Source organism: Rhodococcus mengyinensis (assembly GCF_048381435.1).
Classification (GTDB): Bacteria; Actinomycetota; Actinomycetes; order Mycobacteriales; family Mycobacteriaceae; genus Rhodococcus_F; species Rhodococcus_F opacus_D.
Genome location: NZ_JBLWIT010000084.1, coordinates 1 through 19,507, shown reverse-complemented (window position 1 = coordinate 19,507; position 19,507 = coordinate 1). Strand labels below are relative to the sequence as shown.

At 67.9% G+C, this 19,507-nt stretch carries 19 protein-coding genes; 10 read left to right on the top strand and 9 right to left on the bottom strand.

Translation table 11 applies throughout. The features are described 5' to 3' along the window. Positions 1–15 precede the first annotated feature (15 nt). Complete coding sequence (locus ACNJ7E_RS15440; RefSeq protein ID WP_283334946.1) at positions 16–780, top strand: hypothetical protein; 765 nt, start codon at positions 16–18, stop codon at positions 778–780. Here the strand turns inward: ACNJ7E_RS15440 and ACNJ7E_RS15435 are convergent. The 3 genes from ACNJ7E_RS15435 to ACNJ7E_RS15425 are packed head-to-tail and all read right to left on the bottom strand — an operon-like array spanning position 773 to position 4,641. Continuing rightward, entirely contained in the window at positions 773–1,735 is a 963-nt protein-coding gene (locus ACNJ7E_RS15435) for an asparaginase (protein WP_280779098.1), read from the bottom strand. The genes ACNJ7E_RS15440 and ACNJ7E_RS15435 overlap by 8 nt on opposite strands. A gap of 15 nt (positions 1,736–1,750) precedes the next feature. After that, a complete protein-coding gene (locus tag ACNJ7E_RS15430) occupies positions 1,751–3,196 on the bottom strand; it encodes an amino acid permease (protein ID WP_418340323.1) in 1,446 nt (481 codons plus the stop codon). Then, positions 3,193–4,641, bottom strand: coding sequence for an aspartate ammonia-lyase (locus tag ACNJ7E_RS15425; RefSeq protein WP_280779096.1), 1,449 nt, complete (start codon positions 4,639–4,641; stop codon positions 3,193–3,195). Before ACNJ7E_RS15425 ends, ACNJ7E_RS15430 begins: the two co-directional genes overlap by 4 nt. Positions 4,642–4,861: 220 nt before the next feature. Between ACNJ7E_RS15425 and ACNJ7E_RS15420 the strand changes: the two genes are divergently transcribed. Next, entirely contained in the window at positions 4,862–5,581 is a 720-nt protein-coding gene (locus ACNJ7E_RS15420) for a FadR/GntR family transcriptional regulator (protein ID WP_418340322.1), read from the top strand. A 15-nt stretch (positions 5,582–5,596) separates the two neighbouring features. Here ACNJ7E_RS15420 and disA read toward each other — a convergent pair whose 3' ends face one another. After that, a complete protein-coding gene (disA, locus tag ACNJ7E_RS15415; RefSeq protein WP_009477522.1) occupies positions 5,597–6,682 on the bottom strand; it encodes a DNA integrity scanning diadenylate cyclase DisA in 1,086 nt (361 codons plus the stop codon). 85 nt (positions 6,683–6,767) lie between these two features. On the opposite strand from disA, the gene ACNJ7E_RS15410 reads away from it, so the two are divergent. Next, positions 6,768–7,331 (top strand): PaaI family thioesterase, encoded by a 564-nt coding sequence (locus ACNJ7E_RS15410; RefSeq protein ID WP_037179973.1) that lies wholly within the window; start codon positions 6,768–6,770, stop codon positions 7,329–7,331. Positions 7,332–7,351: 20 nt separating this feature from the next. Here ACNJ7E_RS15410 and radA read toward each other — a convergent pair whose 3' ends face one another. Next, positions 7,352–8,734 carry a DNA repair protein RadA gene (gene radA, locus ACNJ7E_RS15405; RefSeq protein ID WP_280779094.1) on the bottom strand — a complete coding sequence of 461 codons (1,383 nt, stop codon included), beginning with the start codon at positions 8,732–8,734 and terminating at the stop codon, positions 7,352–7,354. Between the two features lie 46 nt (positions 8,735–8,780). Continuing rightward, positions 8,781–9,413: a copper chaperone PCu(A)C domain-containing protein gene (locus ACNJ7E_RS15400; protein ID WP_280779093.1), complete on the bottom strand. Its 633-nt coding sequence runs from the start codon at positions 9,411–9,413 to the stop codon at positions 8,781–8,783. 263 nt (positions 9,414–9,676) lie between these two features. Here ACNJ7E_RS15400 and carD point away from each other — a divergent pair, with 263 nt between their 5' ends. The 6 genes from carD (at position 9,677) to ACNJ7E_RS15370 (ending at position 15,086) form a co-directional block, all read left to right on the top strand. Continuing rightward, positions 9,677–10,165 carry an RNA polymerase-binding transcription factor CarD gene (gene carD, locus ACNJ7E_RS15395; RefSeq protein ID WP_005262216.1) on the top strand — a complete coding sequence of 163 codons (489 nt, stop codon included), beginning with the start codon at positions 9,677–9,679 and terminating at the stop codon, positions 10,163–10,165. A gap of 18 nt (positions 10,166–10,183) precedes the next feature. Further along, on the top strand, positions 10,184–10,864 hold the full coding sequence (ispD, locus tag ACNJ7E_RS15390; RefSeq protein ID WP_418340321.1) for a 2-C-methyl-D-erythritol 4-phosphate cytidylyltransferase: 681 nt from the start codon (positions 10,184–10,186) through the stop codon (positions 10,862–10,864). Continuing rightward, positions 10,864–11,340, top strand: a complete 477-nt coding sequence (gene ispF, locus ACNJ7E_RS15385) for a 2-C-methyl-D-erythritol 2,4-cyclodiphosphate synthase (protein WP_105419436.1) — start codon at positions 10,864–10,866, stop codon at positions 11,338–11,340. The genes ispD and ispF overlap by 1 nt, the downstream gene beginning before the upstream one ends. 11 nt (positions 11,341–11,351) lie before the next feature. Continuing rightward, positions 11,352–12,746, top strand: a complete 1,395-nt coding sequence (cysS, locus tag ACNJ7E_RS15380; protein WP_280779089.1) for a cysteine--tRNA ligase — start codon at positions 11,352–11,354, stop codon at positions 12,744–12,746. 2 nt (positions 12,747–12,748) lie between these two features. Beyond that, positions 12,749–13,717, top strand: a complete 969-nt coding sequence (gene rlmB / locus ACNJ7E_RS15375; RefSeq protein ID WP_280779088.1) for a 23S rRNA (guanosine(2251)-2'-O)-methyltransferase RlmB — start codon at positions 12,749–12,751, stop codon at positions 13,715–13,717. Positions 13,718–13,889: 172 nt separating this feature from the next. After that, the gene (locus ACNJ7E_RS15370) at positions 13,890–15,086 is read left to right on the top strand and encodes a fatty acid desaturase family protein (protein WP_418340320.1); all 1,197 of its coding nucleotides are present in this window, start codon (positions 13,890–13,892) and stop codon (positions 15,084–15,086) included. A gap of 4 nt (positions 15,087–15,090) precedes the next feature. Here ACNJ7E_RS15370 and ACNJ7E_RS15365 read toward each other — a convergent pair whose 3' ends face one another. From ACNJ7E_RS15365 to ACNJ7E_RS15355, 3 genes are all read right to left on the bottom strand, one after another. Then, positions 15,091–15,972, bottom strand: coding sequence for a 5-oxoprolinase subunit C family protein (locus ACNJ7E_RS15365; RefSeq protein WP_418340319.1), 882 nt, complete (start codon positions 15,970–15,972; stop codon positions 15,091–15,093). A gap of 57 nt (positions 15,973–16,029) precedes the next feature. Next, a complete protein-coding gene (gene ald, locus ACNJ7E_RS15360; protein WP_280779085.1) occupies positions 16,030–17,127 on the bottom strand; it encodes an alanine dehydrogenase in 1,098 nt (365 codons plus the stop codon). 215 nt (positions 17,128–17,342) lie between these two features. Beyond that, positions 17,343–18,950 (bottom strand): PucR family transcriptional regulator, encoded by a 1,608-nt coding sequence (locus tag ACNJ7E_RS15355; RefSeq protein ID WP_418340318.1) that lies wholly within the window; start codon positions 18,948–18,950, stop codon positions 17,343–17,345. Between the two features lie 132 nt (positions 18,951–19,082). On the opposite strand from ACNJ7E_RS15355, the gene ACNJ7E_RS15350 reads away from it, so the two are divergent. Next, positions 19,083–19,507, top strand: a 425-nt coding sequence (locus ACNJ7E_RS15350; protein WP_418340317.1) for an aldehyde dehydrogenase family protein, incomplete at its 3' end; no start/stop codon positions are given.

Genomic DNA, 19,507 nt, shown 5'->3' with positions numbered 1-19,507 from the left:
ACTACCGTTGACGTCGTGCTGGAACCGAATGGACCGTTGCCCCCCGAGATTTACTGGCGCCGCAGGGCGCTGGCGATCGGCGGCGCCATCGTCGTGTTGCTGCTCGTGGTGTGGTTGATCAACTCACTTCGTGGTGGCAGTGACTCCGAGACGGATCCGGCGGCAGCGAGTTCCTCGTTGACCACTCCTGTGTCGATTTCCCCGACAGCCTCGGGTTCGTCCACGTCCAGTGGCGGATCAGGCGGTTCCGGTGGCGGCGGCGGTGGCGCCGCTGCCGCCGGCGGGGAGGCCTCCTCGGGCACGTCCGGTTCGTCCGGGGCGTCGAGCAGCGGTGCCTCGAGCAGCGCTGCTCCGAGCGGTCAGCCGGTCGCTGCGGGACAGTGCCCGGACCAGTCGCTGGCCATCAAGGTGGCCGCCGACAAGCCGACGTACCTGGCGGGTGAGGAGCCGAGCTTCACGACGGTCGTCACCAACATCGGCACCACACCGTGCGAACGTGATCTGGGCAGCAGCCTCCAGCAGGTGCTCGTCTACACGATCGACGGTGCCGTGCGGCTGTGGTCCAACATCGATTGCTTCCCGCAGTCCGCGGCCGACGTTCGGACCCTCGCGCCCGGCGAGCAGGCTCAGTTCACCGTGAAGTGGTCGGCCAAGACGTCCGCTCCCGACTGCCTGACGCAACCGGAACCCCAGCGCGATCCGGTGGGGCCCGGTGCGTACACCGTGGTCGGCCAGCTCGGTCAGCTCCGCAGCGCGCCGGAGCCGTTCAACCTCAGCTGATCCTCGGTGCGGGGTCGATGCGTGAGCGTCGATCGAATTCCTTGTCGAGGTCGGTGTGCTCGGGGTCGGCGAGCAGCGCCGCGAGGAGGATGCGGGCCTGACCTGCTCTGAGGTCGGTGGAGAACAATGCACCCGCCGAGACGAGGTCGTGCCCGCCGCCCCCACCGCCGTACGTGGCGGAGGTCGGGCCGTTCGGCACGCGGGTGGTGACCACGACCGGGATCCCGGCGGACGTGCAGTCCCGCACCGCCTCGACGATCGCCGGGTTCGCGTTTCCGGATCCGAGCCCGTCGAGCACCAGCCCCTGGGCCCCGGCGGCTCGGCACGCGTCGATCTGGACGCGGTCGGCCCCTGGATAGGCGGCGACGATGTCGACGCGGGTTCCGGAGATCGGATGCCACGGCAGTGGATCGAGACTTCGCCGCGGGGTGACACCGGCGGGGTGGACGGATCGGAACGCGTCGAGGGATGTCGTGTCGACCTTCCGCGTACCCGACGCCCGGTGCAGGGCGCCTCCGAACGCGATGATCACACCCGCTCCGCGCAGAGCGGGGTCCGATCCCGCGGCGACCGCGTCGGCCAGATTGGCCTGGGCATCGGATTCCGGGTGGTCGAACGTGCGTTGCGCACCCGTGAACACCACCGGCCGCGGGTCGGCGTGGTGAAGGTCGACCAGGAAAGCGGTCTCCTCCATGGTGTCGGTTCCGTGGAGCACGACCACCGCGTCGAGATCGGGATCGCGCAGTTCCGCGGTGACGGCGTCGCGCACCCGGTCCATATCGGCGAACGTGATGCTCGAACTGTCCTTCGACATCACGTCGACGACACGGAGTTCCGTCCCGGTCCACGCGCTGCCCAGCAGGTCCGGGCCGGTGACCACCGGCCTGCTGACACCCTGCCCGTCCCGCCTGCTGGCGATGGTGCCTCCGGTGGTGACGATGGCGACTTTCGGCACTGTTGTCCTCTCTCGCTATCCGGTCGGGCGGCCCGAGGCCAGGGTGCGGATGCGGTTCCGCGCGCCGAACCAGCCGATCACCAACAGTGGAGCGATGATCGCGATGGACCCGACGGTCCAGGTTCCGACGGGGTGATCGAACGCCATCAGTATCACGACGCACGCGAGGAAGGCCAGCGTCAGGAGCCCGGTGTAGGGGGCGCCGAACATCCGGAAACCGGGCCGGGTGAGTTTCCCTTCCTTGGCGAATTTCCACAGTTTCAACTGGCACAGCACGATCACGGCCCAGGCGCTGATGATCCCGAGCGCGGCGAGGTTCAGCACGATCTCGAACGCCTGCGCGGGGACGACGGCGTTGAGTCCGACGCCGAGCAGGATGACGAATCCGGTGAGGGCGATGCCGCCGTACGGCACTCCTGCCTTGTTCATCCGGGCGGCGAACGAGGGCGCCGATCCGGCCATGGCCATCGAGTGCAGAATTCGGCCGGTGGAATACAGGCCCGCGTTGAGTGAGGACAGCGCGGCCGTGAGCACCACGAGGTTCATGATCGCGTCGGCGCCCTGCACGTTGATGGAGCCGAAGAACGTGACGAACGGGCTCTCGCCGGCGTGGTACTCGGTGTAGGGGAGCAGCAGCGACAGCAGCAGGACGGACCCGACGTAGAAGACCAGGATCCGGATGATGACCGTGTTGATCGCCTTGGGGATGACCTTCTGTGGGTTCTTCGTCTCGCCCGCAGTGGTTCCCACGAGTTCGATCGAGGCGTAGGCGAAGACGACGCCCTGGATCACCACGACGGCGGGCAGGATTCCGTTGGGGAAGAGTCCGCCGTTGTCGGTGATCATGCTGAAGCCCGACGAATGTCCTTCGAGCGGCGTTCCGAACAGTACGAAGTAGATGCCGAAGCCGAGGAACGCGGCGAGGGCGACGACCTTGATGAGGGCGAACCAGAACTCCAGTTCACCGAACACCTTGACGGAGACGAGATTCAGCCCGAGGACCAGTACGACTGCGGCGAGGGCGAAGACCCATTGGTCGACGTTCCCGAGCGGTGCCCAGTACTTCTTGAAGAAGTTCATGTACAGCGCGACGGCGGTGACGTCGACGACTGCCGTCATCGCCCAGTTCATCCAGTACAGCCAGCCTGCGGCGAAGGCCATCTTCTCGCCGAAGAATTCGCGCGAGTACGACACGAACGACCCGGAGGTGGGGCGGTGCATGACGAGTTCGCCCAGCGCCCGCAGGATCAGGAAGGCGAAGAAGCCGCAGAGGGCGTAGACGAGCACGAGTGCGGGGCCGGCTTGCTGGAGGCGTCCGCCCGCGCCCATGAACAGGCCGGTGCCGATCGCTCCGCCGATCGCGATCATCTGGATTTGTCTGGGGCCGAGCGCTTTCCGGTAGCCGAGGTCTTCCTCGACGAAGATGTCGGCGCCGGAGGTGTCGTCCTTCTCGATCGTCACGAGACCACCTCCGCGGCAGCGGCGACGGGTGTCTGCCGTGGCGAACCGGACGCTCTCAGGTTGGCGAGATGCTCGGGGCTGAGGAGCCGGTCGAGTTCCTCACGGTCGAGCAGACCGGCCTCGATCACGAGGTCGGCGACCCTGCGACCGGAGACCAGAGCTTCCTGCGCGATCCGGGTCGAGGCGGTGTAGCCGATGTACGGGTTGAGCGCGGTGACGAGTCCGATGGAGTCCTCGACCCGGGCACGCAGCAGATCGGTGTTGGCCGTGATGCCGAGTACGCAGCGGTCGGCCAGGATCCGGCAGGCGGCGCCGAGGTGGCGCATCCCCTCGGACAGGGAGTGCACGATGATCGGTTCGAATGCATTGAGCTGGAGCTGCCCGGATTCGGCGGCCATCGTGATGGTGACGTCGTTGCCGATGACCTCGTAGGCCACCTGGTTGAGGACTTCCGGGATCACCGGATTGACTTTGCCGGGCATGATCGACGAACCGGCCTGTACCGGTGGGAGATTGATCTCGTTCAGGCCCGCGCGCGGGCCCGACGACAGCAGGCGGAGGTCGTTGCACACCTTCGACAACTTGACCGCGATCCGCTTGAGCACCCCCGAGAGGTGGACGAACTGACCGACATCCTGGGTTGCCTCGACCAGGTCCGTGGCCAGGACGAGGGGGAATCCGGTGAGTTCCCGCAGCGTGTCGCACGCTGCCTCGGCGTAGCCGGCGGGTGCGTTCAGGCCTGTGCCGATCGCGGTGGCGCCGAGGTTGATCTCGTGGACGAGGAGAGCGGCCTCGTCGAGGCGGGTGCGGTCCTCGTCGATCATCACCGAGTAGGTGGCGAATTCCTGGCCGAGTGTCATCGGCACCGCGTCCTGGAGTTGGGTGCGCCCCATCTTCACGGTGTCGGTGAACTCGACCGCCTTGGTCGCGAAGGCCTCCTGCAGGACGCGCATCGCGTCCAGCAGGTCGTCGATCGCGAAGATCGTCGCGATGTTGACCGCGGTGGGGTAGACGTCGTTGGTCGACTGGCTGAGGTTCACGTGCTCGTTGGGATGGAGCTCCGCGTACTCCCCGCGCCCGTGGCCGAGGATCTCGAGTGCCCGGTTGGCGATCACCTCGTTCGCGTTCATGTTGGTCGACGTCCCGGCGCCGCCCTGGATGACGTCGACGACGAACTGCTCGTGCCAGCGGCCGTCGACGATCTCCCGGCACGCCTGCCCGATCGCGTCGGCCCGGCGGAGGTCGAGGATCCCGAGTTTCTCGTTGGCGGTTGCCGCGGCCCATTTGACGTAGGCGAGCCCGCGGATCAGATACGGGTTGGTGGAGATCGGCCGGCCGGTGATGGGGAAGTTCTCCACGGCCCGCAGCGTGTGGATTCCCCAGTAGGAATCCGCAGGCACTTGGCGGTCGCCGAGCAGATCGTGTTCTGTTCGCGTTTCGAGCACTTGATCATTCCTCACGGGGATTCGCGCGAGCCGTTGCTCTGCACGGATGCGGTGGACGGAGTCTGCTGCTCGAAGAGGTAGATTTCTCGGTCGAGCCACCCGGCTATCCACCTGCCAGGCTGTCAGACAGGTGCAATTGTTACCTCGCTCACTCGCAGGCGTCAACCCCAGGGGGTGTCCCGTATTGACGCTGCGGGCGGGGCGTGAGCAGAATATCCCCATGAACCTGTCAGACAGCTGGGCAGCCAGGCGTCCTGTCACGGCGCGGGTCAGCGCCGCGGAGGCGGTCCTCGCGGATCTTCGTGACGCGATCACGTCGGGTGAGCTGTCGGTCGGTGAACGACTTCCGTCCGAGGCATCCCTCGCGGCGCGGCACGGGGTCAGCCGGTCGGTGATCCGGGAGGCCCTGCGGTCGTGCCATGCGCTCGGGCTCACGGAGACGAAGTCGGGCCTCGGGACGTTCGTGGTCAGCGATTCGATCGCCCGCGACCTCGACTTCGGGAACTACGCGGCCAACGAACTCGTCGAGGCGCGCCCGCACGTGGAGATTCCCGCCGCCGGATGGGCGGCGCAGCGGCACACCGCCGAAGACCTGGCCGCCCTGCGCGGCCTCGTGGACCAGATGCGGGACGAGGACGATCCCCTCGTGTGGGTGTCGCTGGATGCACAGTTCCACGCGTTCATCGCCCGGACGAGCCGGAACCGCGTGTTCGAATCCGTGATCGTCGATGTTCGCGAGGCGCTCACCCGGCAGTCCGAAACGCTGAATCTCGTTGCGGGGCGGCAGCAGAAGTCGAACGACGAGCACGACCGGATCGTGGAGGGCATCGCCTCCGGAAGCTACGACAAGGCCGCCCGCGCCATGGCCGAACACCTGGACGCCGTCCGGGTCGCACTGGAATCCGTGGTCGGAGAAGCAGGCCCGGACCGCCGGCAGTAAGGACGAGGACAAGCCCTAGTCGTACGGCCCCGAGATCGACGTCTCGGCGAGCCGGGACAGGCCCTCGCGGATGTGCCGGGCCCACAGCCCGCCGATCCCCTCCACCGACTGCAGGTCGGCGGCGGTTGCGGCGAGCAGTGACTGCAGCGTCCCGAACGAGCCGACGAGCCGGTGAATCTGGTTGAACTGCAGTCGGGGAACGCGGGTGAGGACGCGGTAGCCGCGAGGACTCATCGGCGCCTCGAGCGCTTCGATGGTGCCCGGATAGCCGAACGCCCGGGCCAGCGTCGTGAGGTCGAGAAGGTCTGCGTCCGTGATCCTGTCGAGCGCGGAGAGCGACTTCGCGACATCCTCGGCGGGCGCCGGGCCGGTGCCGGCCAGGTAGTCGCGAACGATGAGTTCCCTCGCCACGTCGTTGTCGCCGACGAGTTCCTCGAGTTGCAGGGCGAGCTGACGCCCGTCCGTGCCGAGTTCGAGCACGTCCTGCTCGATCTCGACGGACACCCGCCGCACCATCTCCAGTCGCTGCACCACGGTCAGGGCGTCGCGGAGCGTGACGAAATCCTCGATCTCGACCACCGACAACTGGCGGGTCACCTCGTCGAGCCGCGCTTTGTACCGCTCGAGGGTGGCCACCGCCTGATTGGCACGGGACAGGATCGTGGCGGACCCGTCGATGACGTGCCGGATGCCACCGACGTACACGCTGACGATGCTCATCGACTGGCTGACCGACACCACGGGGTACCCGGTCTGCATGGCAGTCCGCTCGGCGGCGCGGTGACGCGTGCCGGACTCGACGGTCGGGATCTTGTGGTCGGGGACCAGCTGGACGTTGGCGCGCACGATGCGGGACCCGTCGGTGGACAGGACCACGGCGCCGTCCATCTTCGACAGCTCACGCAGGCGGGTCGGCGCGAACTCCACGTCGAGCTCGAAGCCGCCGTCGCAGATCTCTTCCATCTGCTCGTCGTAGCCGAGGACGATCAGTGCGCCCGTGCGACCGCGCAGAATGCGCTCCAGGCCGTCGCGAAGTGCTGTTCCGGGGGCCAGCCGGGCTATCGTTTCGCGCAGCGCAGACGACGACTCGGCATCGTTCATCGCGCAATACTCCCGCTGAGGTAGACGTCACTTGTCGGGGACCGCCGCGGAAACACGTCCGGACCCGCGTTTAGATTACCTATCCATGAGTAGTACCTGGACTTTGCCCGACGACCTGACCCTGCCCGCACCGGTCGGCAGCTTCCCTGCCGCAGGTCAGCCCGTGCCGCAGCACTGGTCACGGTGCTTCGGGTGCGGCGACCAGTCGCCTGCCGGGATGTCGATGAGCTTCACGGCCGGGGAGGGTCTCGACGTGTGGGGCCGGCTCGAGGTGGCCCCCCGCTACCAGGGCGGTCCGGGAGTGATCCACGGCGGCATACTCTCGACCGCGTTCGACGAGGCGCTGGGCATGGTGTGCCGATCGATCGTCGACGGTCCGGTGGTCACGGGTCATCTCGAGATCGACTTCGCCAAGCCCATCCCGCTGGGTTCGGTCCTCGAATTCCACGCGCGCATCGACGGATCGATCCGCCGCAAGGTGTATGCGAGTGCCGAGGCGCGCATCGTCGAGGGGCCGACGGCCGACCCCGACGTGGTGGTGGCGACGTCGCGGGGGCTGTTCCTCACCGTCACCGCCGAGCACTTCGAGAAGACCAAGGATTTCGTGGACGGCGTGCCGGAGCGCCCGTTCGGCACGTCGTCGATCTGAACGACACCTCGATCCGACCGTCACCGCAGTGACGCGATGGCGGCCCCCAGGTTCCCGACCTCGGTGACCTTCATGCCCTTCGGGGCCGCCCCGGAGTCGAGGGGAACGATGGCGCGGGTGAATCCGAGGCGGAATGCCTCCGCGAGCCTGCGCCCGACGCCGGGTACCCGGCGGACCTCGCCGGCCAGTCCCACTTCGCCGAGGATCACCAGTCCATCCGGAACGGGCTTGTCCTTCACCGCGGACGCGACGGCGAGGGCCAGCGCGAGATCGGCGGACGGCTCGGTCATCCGCATTCCGCCGACGGTGGCCGCGTAGACGTCGTTCTTCGCGATCGGCACCCCGCACCGGCGGTCGAGCACGGCCAGGACCATGGCCACGCGGGCGCTGTCGAGCCCGCTCACGGCACGCCGGGGTGCGGGCATGGACGTGGCGGCCACGAGGGCCTGCACCTCGCCGAGGAGGGGACGTTTGCCGTCCATCATGACGGTGACGGCGGTTCCGGGAACGGCCTCGGCACGGTGGTGGAGGAACAGTCCGGACGGGTCGCTGATGCCGGCGATGCCGTCTTCCCGCAGTTCGAAGCAACCGACCTCGTCGGCGGCGCCGAAACGGTTCTTGACGCCGCGCACCATCCGCAGCGTGGAGTGCTTGTCGCCCTCGAAGTGCAGCACCACGTCGACGAGATGCTCGAGCGACCGTGGTCCGGCGACCGCGCCGTCCTTGGTGACGTGGCCGATGAGGAGCACCGGCACGCCGCTTGCCTTCGCGAGGGAGGTGAGGGCGCTGGTGACCGCCTTCACCTGGGTGACTCCGCCGACCACGCCGTCGACGTCCGCGGCCAGCATGGTCTGCACCGAGTCGACGATCAGCAGGGTGGGACGCACCTGCTCGACGTGGCCGAGGATGGTCGCGAGGTCGGATTCGGCGGCGAGGTAGACCCGCTCGTGGACGGCGCCGGTGCGGTCGGCGCGCAGTCGCACCTGCCCGGCGGATTCCTCACCGGTGACGTAGAGGGAACGGTCGTCCGGGCCGCGGCGGGCCCACTGATGGACCACCTCGAGGAGGAGGGTGGACTTGCCGACGCCGGGTTCGCCGGCGAGGAGAACGACGGAACCGGGCACCACGCCGCCGCCGAGAACACGGTCCAGTTCGTCGATGCCCGTGGGCTTGGCGCGGGTGGACGTGCTGTCGATCCGCGTGATCGGAGTGGCCGGGGTGGACGGAAGTACCGCTCCGGCCCCGGCTTTCGCGAGCGAGGCGCCGGGGCGGCTCGCGACGGACGCCACGATCGGGGCCTCGTCCATCGATCCCCAGCTACCGCACTCGGGGCACCGGCCGACCCATTTGGGAACCGTGCACTGGCACGACGAGCAGCGGAAGCTGGTTTTGAGTTTGGCCACCGGGCCAGCCTAGGTATCGGGTCCGACAGCGGACCCGATCCGGCTGCTAGTGTCCGCCGCCCTCGGCTTCGGATCCGGGCGACGTGTCGGAGACGTGGCGCTCGGTCTCGTGGCCCGCGTCGACGGGAACGGACACGGTGACGTCGCCGGCCTTCTCGAACGCGAACGTGACGGGGAAGGTGAGGCCCGGGCGGACGCCCTCCTTCAGACCGTCCAGGGTGACGAGGACGACGTCGGCCGGTGCGTCGGCACTGGCGTCCTTCTGGCCCGCGGCCTCCGCGCCCTCAGCGGCTTCCTCGCCCGGCAGTCCGGCGACGAGCGCGGTCTGCGGAGCGATCTCGAGGCCGCCCGCCTTGTCGCCGAGAGTGACGGACTGCGCGAAGTCGGTGCTGATCCGGGTCAGCTTATCCGGGGTGTCCTCGTTGTTGTTGATCGCGGTGAACGCGAGGACGGCATTGCCGCCCGGCTCGAGGCTGTACTCGGCGGAGTTGGGGTAGACCACGTGCACGTTCCGCAGGGCGATCGAGCCGACGTTCGCGCTGTTGCCGTTGACCGCGGCGACCTGACTCGACGTCTGAGTGATCTGGCCCGCGCTGCAGGCGGACAGCACGAGTGCTGCGCCGGCAGCGAGAGCGACGGCGGTAGCGACTCGGCGAGTCGACTTGTCGAGAGCAGTCACGAGTTGTCCTCCGGTGTCAGGTTCGCACTTCAACTAGGCAGAGTAGTAGTTCGTCCGCGTGGCCTGCTCGCTGGGTACTCACAATGGTTGTCTGCGTGCGGTTTCGGCGCTGGAGAACCGCCCGATCGGGGTGTCCGGAATGCACGTATCGGGGACCCTGTCAACCCCTACGGTCAGGCCATGATGCCCCTGACCTGCACCGTTGATGCGACCAGCTTCCGGACACGTGTTAAACTCGAATGATCGAAAGGGGCACGGGACAGATGATTTTTAAGGTCGGAGACACCGTCGTATACCCCCATCACGGTGCGGCGCTGATCGAAGCAATTGAAACCCGCACCATCAAGGGTGAGCAGAAGGAATATCTCGTTCTCAAGGTTGCTCAGGGCGATCTCACCGTACGGGTTCCCGCAGACAACGCAGAGTACGTGGGCGTACGCGACGTCGTCGGCCAGGAAGGTCTCGACAAGGTCTTCCAGGTACTGCGGGCACCGCACACCGAAGAACCCACCAACTGGTCACGCCGCTACAAGGCGAATCTCGAAAAGCTCGCGTCAGGTGACGTCAACAAGGTTGCCGAGGTCGTTCGGGACCTGTGGCGTCGTGAGCAGGATCGCGGCCTGTCCGCAGGAGAGAAGCGCATGCTCGCGAAGGCGCGGCAGATTCTTGTCGGCGAGCTCGCACTGGCCGAAGGCACCGACAGCGACAAGGCCGAGACCATCCTCGACGAGGTCCTCGCGGCCGCGTCCTAGACAGTCGCGATACCCACAGTGGCCGACGGAAAAGGTCCTGTAGTCGCGCTGGTTCCCGCCGCAGGTCAGGGAGTGCGTTTGGGCGAGAACAAGCCCAAGGCATTCGTTGATCTGGGTGGGACGACCATGCTGACACGCGCGGTCGACGGGCTCCTGCAGTCGGGGGCTGTCGACCGCGTCGTCGTGATCGTTCCGGAGGAGCTCGTCGAGTCGACGCGAACCCTCCTTCCCGGTGAGGTCACCGTCGTGGCCGGCGGCAGTGAGCGGACCGATTCGGTTCGCGCCGGACTCGCCGTCGCGGACGACGCAGAATATGTGCTCGTCCACGACGCCGCCCGCGCGCTCACGCCACCGTCGCTCATCGCGCGGGTGGTCGCGGAGCTGCGGTGCGGCCGCAACGCGGTCATCCCCGTCCTGCCGGTGACGGACACCATCAAGACCGTCGACGTTCTCGGCGCGGTCACCGGCACCCCCGACCGGTCCGAACTGCGGGCCGTGCAGACGCCGCAGGGTTTCACCGCGGAACTGCTCCGGCGCGCCTACGCCGCCGCCGACGGCATCGCCACCGACGACGCCGGCCTGGTGGAGCGCCTCGGCGAACGGGTGCGCAGCATCGTCGGAGAACCCACAGCATTCAAGATCACCACGCCGCTGGACCTCGTGCTGGCCCGCGCGCTGGTGGAAGAGGGAGCGCACTAGTGCGAGTCGGAATCGGGACGGACGTCCACCCGATCGAGCAGGGACGGCCGTGCTGGATGGCCGGCCTGCTGTTCGAGGACGAGAACGGCTGCGCGGGTCACTCCGACGGCGACGTGGCCGTTCACGCACTCTGCGACGCTCTGCTCTCCGCCGCCGGACTCGGCGATCTCGGCTCCGTCTTCGGAACCGGGCGGCCCGAGTGGTCCGGGGTGAGCGGTGCCGCGATGCTCGCCGAGGTACGCCGTCTCCTCGACGAGGACGACTTCGACGTCGCCAACGCCGCGGTCCAGGTGATCGGGAACCGGCCGAAGATCGGCCCACGCCGAAACGAGGCGCAGAAGGTGCTGAGCGACATTCTGGGCGCGCCGGTTTCGGTGTCCGCGACCACCACGGACGGGCTCGGGCTCACCGGGCGCGGCGAGGGGATCGCCGCCATGGCCACCGCGTTGGTCATTCCCGGTCGAAGCGCCAGGTAGGATCGCTGGTCGTGACCCTGCGCCTATTCGACACCGAGACGCGGGCCTTGCGTGACTTCGTTCCGCTGGCCCCTGGACACGCATCGGTGTACCTGTGTGGCGCCACGGTGCAGGGCGACCCCCATATCGGCCACGTACGCAGCGGCGTCGCATTCGACGTGCTGCGGCGGTGGCTGCTCGCCCACGACTACGACGTGGCGTTCGTCCGCAACGTCACGGACATCGAAGACAAGATCCTGAACAAGGCTGCGGAGGCGGGCAGGCCGTGGTGGGAGTGGGCCGCCACGTTCGAGCGGTCCTTCACCTGGGCTTATCAGCAGCTGGGCGTGCTGCCGCCGTCCATCGAGCCGCGGGCCACCGGGCACGTCACGCAGATGGTCGAGATGATGCAGCGCCTCATCGACAACGGCCACGCGTACGCGGCGGGCGGGGACGTCTACTTCGACGTCCGCAGCTACCCCCGGTACGGCAGCCTGTCGGGGCACAAGCTCGACGACGTCCACCAGGGCGAGAGCGCAGGCGAATGCAAGCGCGATCCCCGCGACTTCACGCTGTGGAAGGCGGAGAAGCCGGGCGAGCCGTCGTGGCCGACGCCGTGGGGCCGGGGCCGTCCGGGTTGGCACCTCGAATGCTCCGCGATGGCCGAGTTCTACCTCGGTGCCGCGTTCGACATCCACTGCGGTGGTCTGGACCTGGTGTTCCCGCACCACGAGAACGAGATCGCGCAGGCCAAGTGCGCCGGCGACGACTTCGCGCAGTACTGGCTGCACAACGGCTGGGTCACCATGGGTGGCGAGAAGATGTCGAAGTCGCTCGGCAACGTTCTCTCGGTGCCGAACGTGCTGAAAAAGGTTCGCCCGCAAGAGCTTCGCTACTACCTGGGCAGTGCCCACTACCGGTCGATGCTCGAATACTCCGACACCGCGCTCGACGAGGGGGCCGCGGCGTTCCGTCGGATCGAGTCGTTCGTCCTGCGTACGCAGGAGCGTGCCGGGGAGGTTCCGGTCGGCCTGTGGACCGAGGCGTTCGCTCGCGCGCTCGACGACGACCTCGCCGTCCCCGCCGCGCTCGCCGAGGTGCACGGCAAGGTCCGCGAGGGCAACATCGCGCTCGATGGTGGAGACCTCGAGGGTGCGCGCGAGATCGCGTCGCAGGTCCGGGCCATGCTCGGAATCCTCGGCGTCGACCCGCTGGACGAGCACTGGACTCAGGAGACCGCGGACGCGTCCGCGGCAACCGATGCCCTGGACGTTCTGGTCCGGGCCGAACTCGAGCGCAGGCAGAGTGCCCGCGCCGAGAAGAACTGGGCTGTGGCCGACGAGGTGCGTGACCGTCTCATCCGGGCGGGCATCGAGGTCACCGATACCCCCAACGGGCCCGAGTGGTCTCTCAAGGCAGGACAGTAGTAATGGCTGGAAATTCGAGTAGGCGCGGAGCCATCCGCAAGGCCGGTACCAAGAAGGGGCAGGTCGCCGGTTCCGGTGGCCAGCGCCGCAAGGGGCTGGAAGGCCGCGGCGCCACCCCGCCCGCGGAAGCCCGCACCAAGCACCCCGCCGCCAAGCGTGCCGCCCGCGCAGCCAGGGAAGCCGACAAGCAGCCCGGCCGCGGTCGTCAGACCGCCGGACGCAAGGCGCTCGACGGCCCCGAGAACGTGCTCGGCCGCAACCCCGTCGTCGAGTGCCTGCGCGCCGGCGTCCCCGCGACCGCGCTGTACGTGGCGGTCGGGACCGAGAGCGACGATCGTCTGAAGGAATCCGTTCAGCGGGCGGCCGATGCGGGCATCTCCATCCTCGAGGTTCCCCGGACCGATCTCGACCGGCTCAGCGCCAACGGCATGCACCAGGGCATCGCGTTGCAGGTGCCGCCGTACCGCTACGCGCACCCCGACGACCTGATCGCGGAAGCCCGCAAGCATCAGGAGGCGCCGCTGCTCGTGGCCCTCGACAACATCACCGATCCCCGCAACCTCGGTGCCGTCGTGCGTTCGGTGGCCGCGTTCGGTGGTCACGGTGTGGTGATCCCGGAGCGCCGCAGTGCGTCGGTCACCGCGGTCGCGTGGCGGACGAGTGCCGGTGCGGCAGCCCGCCTGCCGATCGCACGCGCCACCAATCTCACTCGCACGCTGAAGGATTGGGCGTCCAAGGGCGTTCAGGTGGTCGGTCTCGATGCGGGTGGCGACACCACACTCGACGAGTTCGACGGCAGCGGCCCCGTGGTGGTCGTGGTCGGCTCCGAGGGCAAGGGACTGTCGCGTCTCGTCCGCGAGAATTGCGACGCCATCCTCAGCATCCCGATGGCAGGGCCCGTCGAATCGCTCAACGCGTCCGTCGCCGCGGGTGTCGTGCTCGCCGACATCGCCCGCCGTCGCCGCGGCTAGGCTGCGGAACCGCGAACAGCAGGGCGTCCTCGGGGAAGCCCGCACAACCGGCAGTGGTCCGAGAGCGTCGATGTCGACGCTGTCGGCACCTACCGTAGACCTACAGTGTTGACAGGCTGCTACCAGCGGCGTTCACTGAGATCATCAGTGGCCGCGAGGTTGGAGGCCGGTCATGGCAATCACCGATATCAAGGAGTACGCGCACCTCACCCAGCAGGACGTCGAGGCGCTCGGATTCGAACTCGACGCACTTCGCCGCGACGTCGCGGAGTCCCTCGGGGAGAAAGACGCGACGTACATCCGCCGCACCATCGCGTTCCAGCGCGTGCTCGACGGACTCGCGCGACTGGTCATCCAGGGAAGCCGGACGACCACGGGCGTGGTTCTCGGTACGACGGCACTGGGTACGGCCAAGAGCATCGAGAACATGGAGATCAGCCACAACGTCTCGCACGGCCAGTGGGACTGGATGAACGATCCCGAGATTCACTCGAGCACCTGGGAGTGGGATCAGGTGGGGCCGTCGTCGCAGTGGAAGTATGCGCACAACTTCCGTCATCACAAGTACACCAACGTGCTCGGAATGGACGAGGACGTCGGGTTCGGCGTCATGCGGGTCACTCGTGATCAGGAATGGCGTCCGATCCACCTGCTGCAGCCGATTCAGAATCTCCTGCTCGCGGTGTCGTTCGAATGGGGCATCGCGCTCCACGATCTGCTTCCGCCCAGTGCCGAAGACAGTGCGAGTCGGCGTCTGCGTCCACCGGTGCGGGATCTGCTCGGCAAGATCGCGCGGCAGATGGGCAAGGATTACGTGCTGTTCCCCGTTCTCAGTGGGCGGCGGTGGCGACGAACGCTGAAGGCGAATCTCGTCGCCAACCTCCTGCGGAACGTGTGGTCGTACGTCGTGATCTTCTGCGGGCACTTCCCCGACGGAGCGGAGAAGTTCACGCTCGCGGAACTCGAGCACGAAAGCCGGGCCGAGTGGTATCTCCGCCAGATGCTCGGCACCGCGAACTTCCGGGCCGGCGCCGTCATGGCCTTCATGAGCGGCAACCTGTGCTATCAGATCGAGCACCACCTCTTCCCCGACCTTCCCAGCAATCGGTACGCCGAGATCTCGACCGCGGTGCGCGGCCTGTGCGAGAAGTACGACTTGCCGTACACCACCGGTTCGCTTGCGCGGCAGTACCTTCTGACGCTGCGCACCATTCACAAACTGGCGCTGCCCAACCGGTTCCTCCGGGCGACGTCCGACGACGCGCCGGAGACGGCCTCGGAAGTGAAGTTCCGTGGGCGGTCGGCGCTCGGCGCCGATCCCGTGACCGGACGCCTTCGCGGACTCCGGACCGCCCTGGCCGCGAGATAGACCGTCACCGCGGAATGGTCGACGCCACCGTTCGGTGGAAGCGGACCCGGTGCCCGGGCCGCAACTGCGCGGCCACCGGCAGATCGGCCTCGGCCACCACGGCGATCACCGGATAGCCGCCGGTCACCGGATGATCGGCCAGGAACAGGATGGGCCGACCGTTGGGCGGCACCTGCAACGCCCCCGCCACCATCGCCTCGCTCGGCATCTCTTCCGTCACGGCGCGGTGTAGCGGTCCCGGACCCTCGAGCCGCGCCCCCACACGATTGGTGTCGGAGCTGACCGTCCACGTCTCGCGGAGAAGGGCCGCGACGGACGCTGGTGTGAACCAGTCGTCCCGCGGTCCGAGCCGGACCCGCATCATCAGGGGATCCTCGGGAGCGACGGGTGGGGGGATGATCTCGTCCGCAGGCCAGTCGCCGGCATCCGCACCGACCAGCAGCCGATCACCCTCGGCGACGGGATCGGGGCCGATCCCCGACAGAGTGTCGGTGGACCGGCTCCCCATCACCGCGGGCACGTCGAAACCTCCGCGTACCGCCACGTAGCTGCGAAGTCCCTCCGACGCGAACGCGATCTCCAGCAGGTCGCCGGTAGTCAGGTGCAGCATCGTGTAGCCGGGCCGGGGTTCGGAGTTGACGGTGACGGGGCTGCGGGCGCCCGTGACGGCGACGGAGACGGTCCCGGCCGCACGCACCGCGAGCCCGCCCAGTGTGACCTCCAGCGTGGCTGCGCCGGAGTGGTTGCCCACCAACCTGTTTGCGCTGTCGTGTGCGTCTCGGTCGGCGGCACCCGACTCGCCGACGCCGATCGACGCGTAACCGGGGCGGCCCCGATCCTGCACGGTGGTGAAGGGTCCGGTGCGCACGACCTCGAGCCAAGCCATCGTTTGATTGTCCCGCATCCGCAGGTCTGCTGGATACGCTCTCGTCGGATCAGTCGCTCACGAGACTGCGGTGTAGCCGTGCGCGGCAGCGACTTCGGTGGACAGCAGCTGTCCGTCGTGGGTGGACAGTCCTGCGGCGAGTCCGGGGACGGTCGCGGTGGCTTCCTTCCAGCCCTTGTCGGCGAGCGCGACGACATAGGGGAGGGTGGCGTTGGTGAGGGCGTAGGTGGAGGTGCGGGGGACGGCGCCGGGCATGTTGGCGACGCAGTAGAAGACGGAGTCGTGGACCTGGTAGGTGGGTTCGGCGTGGGTGGTGGGTCGTGAGTCCTCGAAGCAGCCGCCCTGGTCGATGGCGATGTCGACGAGCACCGAGCCGGGCTTCATCCGTGAGACGAGGTTGTTGGAGACGAGGGTGGGGGCCTTGGCGCCGGGGACGAGGACGGCGCCGATGACCAGGTCGGCGTCGAGGACGGCCTGTTCGAGTTCGAGGCTGTTGGACGTGATGGTCTTGACCTGGCCCTGGTAGAGCGCGTCGATCTCCCGGAGGCGGGCGATGGACAGGTCCAGGACGGTGACGTCGGCCTGCATACCGTAGGCGATCGCGATCGCGTTCTTGCCGGAGACGCCGGCGCCGATGACGACGACCTTGGCGGGGCGTACGCCGGGGACGCCGCCCATCAGGACGCCGCGGCCGCCGCCGTGGCGCATGAGGTGGTAGGCGCCGGCCTGCGGGGCGAGACGTCCGGCGACCTCGCTCATCGGGGCGAGCAGCGGCAGGGAGCCGTCGGCGCCGACGACGGTTTCGTAGGCGATGGAGGTGGTCTTCGACGCGAGCAGGGCGTCGGTGCAGTCCTTCGATGCGGCCAGGTGCAGGTAGGTGAACAGCACCTGGTCCTGACGCAGGCGGGCGTATTCCTCGGCGATGGGTTCCTTGACCTTCAGGAGGAGGTCGGCGGTGTCCCATACCTGGTCGGCGGCCTGGAGGATCTGGGCGCCTGCGGCTTTGAAGTCTTCGTCGGCGAAGGACGAGCCGATGCCTGCGCCGGATTCGATGACGACTTCGTGGCCGCGTTCGCTGAGTTCGTGGACACCGGCGGGGCTGATGGCCACGCGGTATTCGTGGTTCTTGATCTCGCGGGGGATGCCGATCTTCATGAGAGCTCCGTGCTGTCGAAAATTCGATTGGTAGGTGCCAATAGTGAAGAAAGCGTGCTTTCGTGCCAAGAGTTGTGAAGATAATTCTCAACATTGAGGTACTGATTCTCGACTATTCGAATGTGGGCACCCTGAGCCGGTCCTCGTCGAACGATGTTCGGAGGGTGGCTCCGCCACCCGTGAGTACTTATTAACCGCCCGACGTTAAGAAGTACTCACGGGTGGCGGAGCCGCAGGATCAGCATGGCCGTGTGCAGCGACGTCCGGGACTCGGCGTCGTCGAGGTCGACACCGAGCAGGCGCTGGATGGTAGCGAGTTTCGCGTAGAGCGTGGGGCGAGAGAGGTGGAGCTGTTTCGCGAGTTCCGTCTTGTTGCCACCGAGTTCGAGGAAGCTGCGCAGGACGTCGACGCTGTCGCCGCCGTGCCGCGCCTGATGCTCCAGCAGGCCGCGGAGTTCGGTCTCGGCGAAGGCCTGCACCCGCGGATCGGTCCGGATGAGGGCGAGGAGACCGCGCAACCGGATGTCGGCTGCACGGTGAAAGACCTTGTCGCCCGGTGGCAACGACAGCGCGACCTCGGCGATGTGAGCGGATTCCGTCAGGCCGCCCGCGGCGTCCAGGAGCCGGGTCGACTCGGGACCGACGCCGATCGTGCACTGCAGGACGCCGTCGAGCCGGGCGAGCGCGGCACGGATCGCCGCGCAGAGTTCGGGCAGCGCGTCGGGTGTGGACGCCGGTGGATGGGACAGGAGCACGTCGATCTGTCCGGCGCGGGTGTTCGCGGTGAGTGCGGTTTGCCGCGACGTCCGGACCGCGTGGCGGACGGCGTCCAGCATGTTCACTCGGCGTCGCTGCGCGAGAACCTGGTCGGCGCTGAGGGTTTCGCTGACCCGGACGGTCATCGGCAGGTATGTTAGTGCCGGCCGGAGGCCGAGCGCATGGGCGCGCGCGGTCGCCTCGGCCTCGTCCTGGATGCGTCCGCGGCGGAGTTCGTCGACGAGTCCGCTCTGGGCCTGCTGCTCGAGTGCGGTCCGGTCCTGCTCGACCATGCGGTTCAGTGCGAGCGCCTGCGCGGCACGCTCGAGGGTCATCCGCGCCCGACCTTCGGCGGCGACGGGGCGAGGGGCGACGAGTCGTCCCCACTCCTGCCGATGTGCGCCGACGGGCGTCGTCGTCCACGACTCCGGGCCGTCGATCGCGGTCTGGTGCGACACGGGCGTCAGCCGCGACCGACGTTCCCACTCGGCGAGGAGGTCCGCCGCCGTGGTTCCCTGCGCCGCGAACGCCAGTACCTGCCGGTTGAGGTCCTCGAGGACGATCGGGGCGCCGAGCATGCCGGCTGCGGCGTCGACGATCTCACCGAGTGACGCCCGCTTCATGCTCAGGTCGGTGAAGACTTCGTGCGCGTGCCGTGCGAAGGCGACCTCGTCGTACTGCTCCGCGACGATCGAGCGGTGTACTTCCTCGGTGACCTCGACGAACCGGATCTGACGGTGCAGTGCGATGACCGGAAACGACAGTCTGTCGGCGGCGCGCGCCACCCCTTCCGGCACGGTGTCGACGTGGACGCCGAGTTCGACGACGAGTCCGGCTGCCCCCGCCGCGGCCAGTCCCTCCAGGTACGCCACGCTCGACGAGTCGTCCGCGAGCGGCTGGCCGGTGGTGAGGACGAGTTCTCCACCCTGGAGGAGGTTCGACAGATCGGGTAGATCGCTGACGTGCACCCATCGGACCGGTCTGTCGAGCGGTCCGCCGCCGATCACCTCGGGTGTTCCCGCCTGCACGACCGGGAGCGCCAGAATGTCGACGATGGTGGGCTGCATTTACGCAGTGTAAATCAGAAGTTGGATTTCCTTACAGATCGTCGGGCTCCAGCGCCTTGTTGGCGGACCAGAGTGAAGACATCGCACTTCGCGCGGAGTTTCCGCGTATCGGCTCTCTCGGTAAGGACACCCATGACACACAGCGATGGCGCAGCGCAGACCCGGACCATCTCGCACTGGTTCGACAATAAGACGTTCACCGGGACCAGCGGCAACACCGCCCCGGTCAACAACCCGGCGACCGGTGCCGTCACCGGTCAGGTCGCCCTCGCCAGCGTCGAGGACGCCCGCGCCGTCATCGACGCCGCCGCCGCCGCGTTCCCCGCCTGGCGCGACACCTCCCTCGCCAAACGCACCCAGGTGATCTTCACATTCCGGGAACTGCTCAACGCCCGCAAGGGCGAACTCGCCGAAATCATCACCGCCGAGCACGGCAAGGTCGTCTCCGACGCCCTCGGCGAGGTCAGCCGCGGCCAGGAAGTCGTCGAATTCGCCTGCGGCATCGCCCACCTGCTCAAGGGCGGCATGACCGAAAACGCCTCCACCAACATCGACGT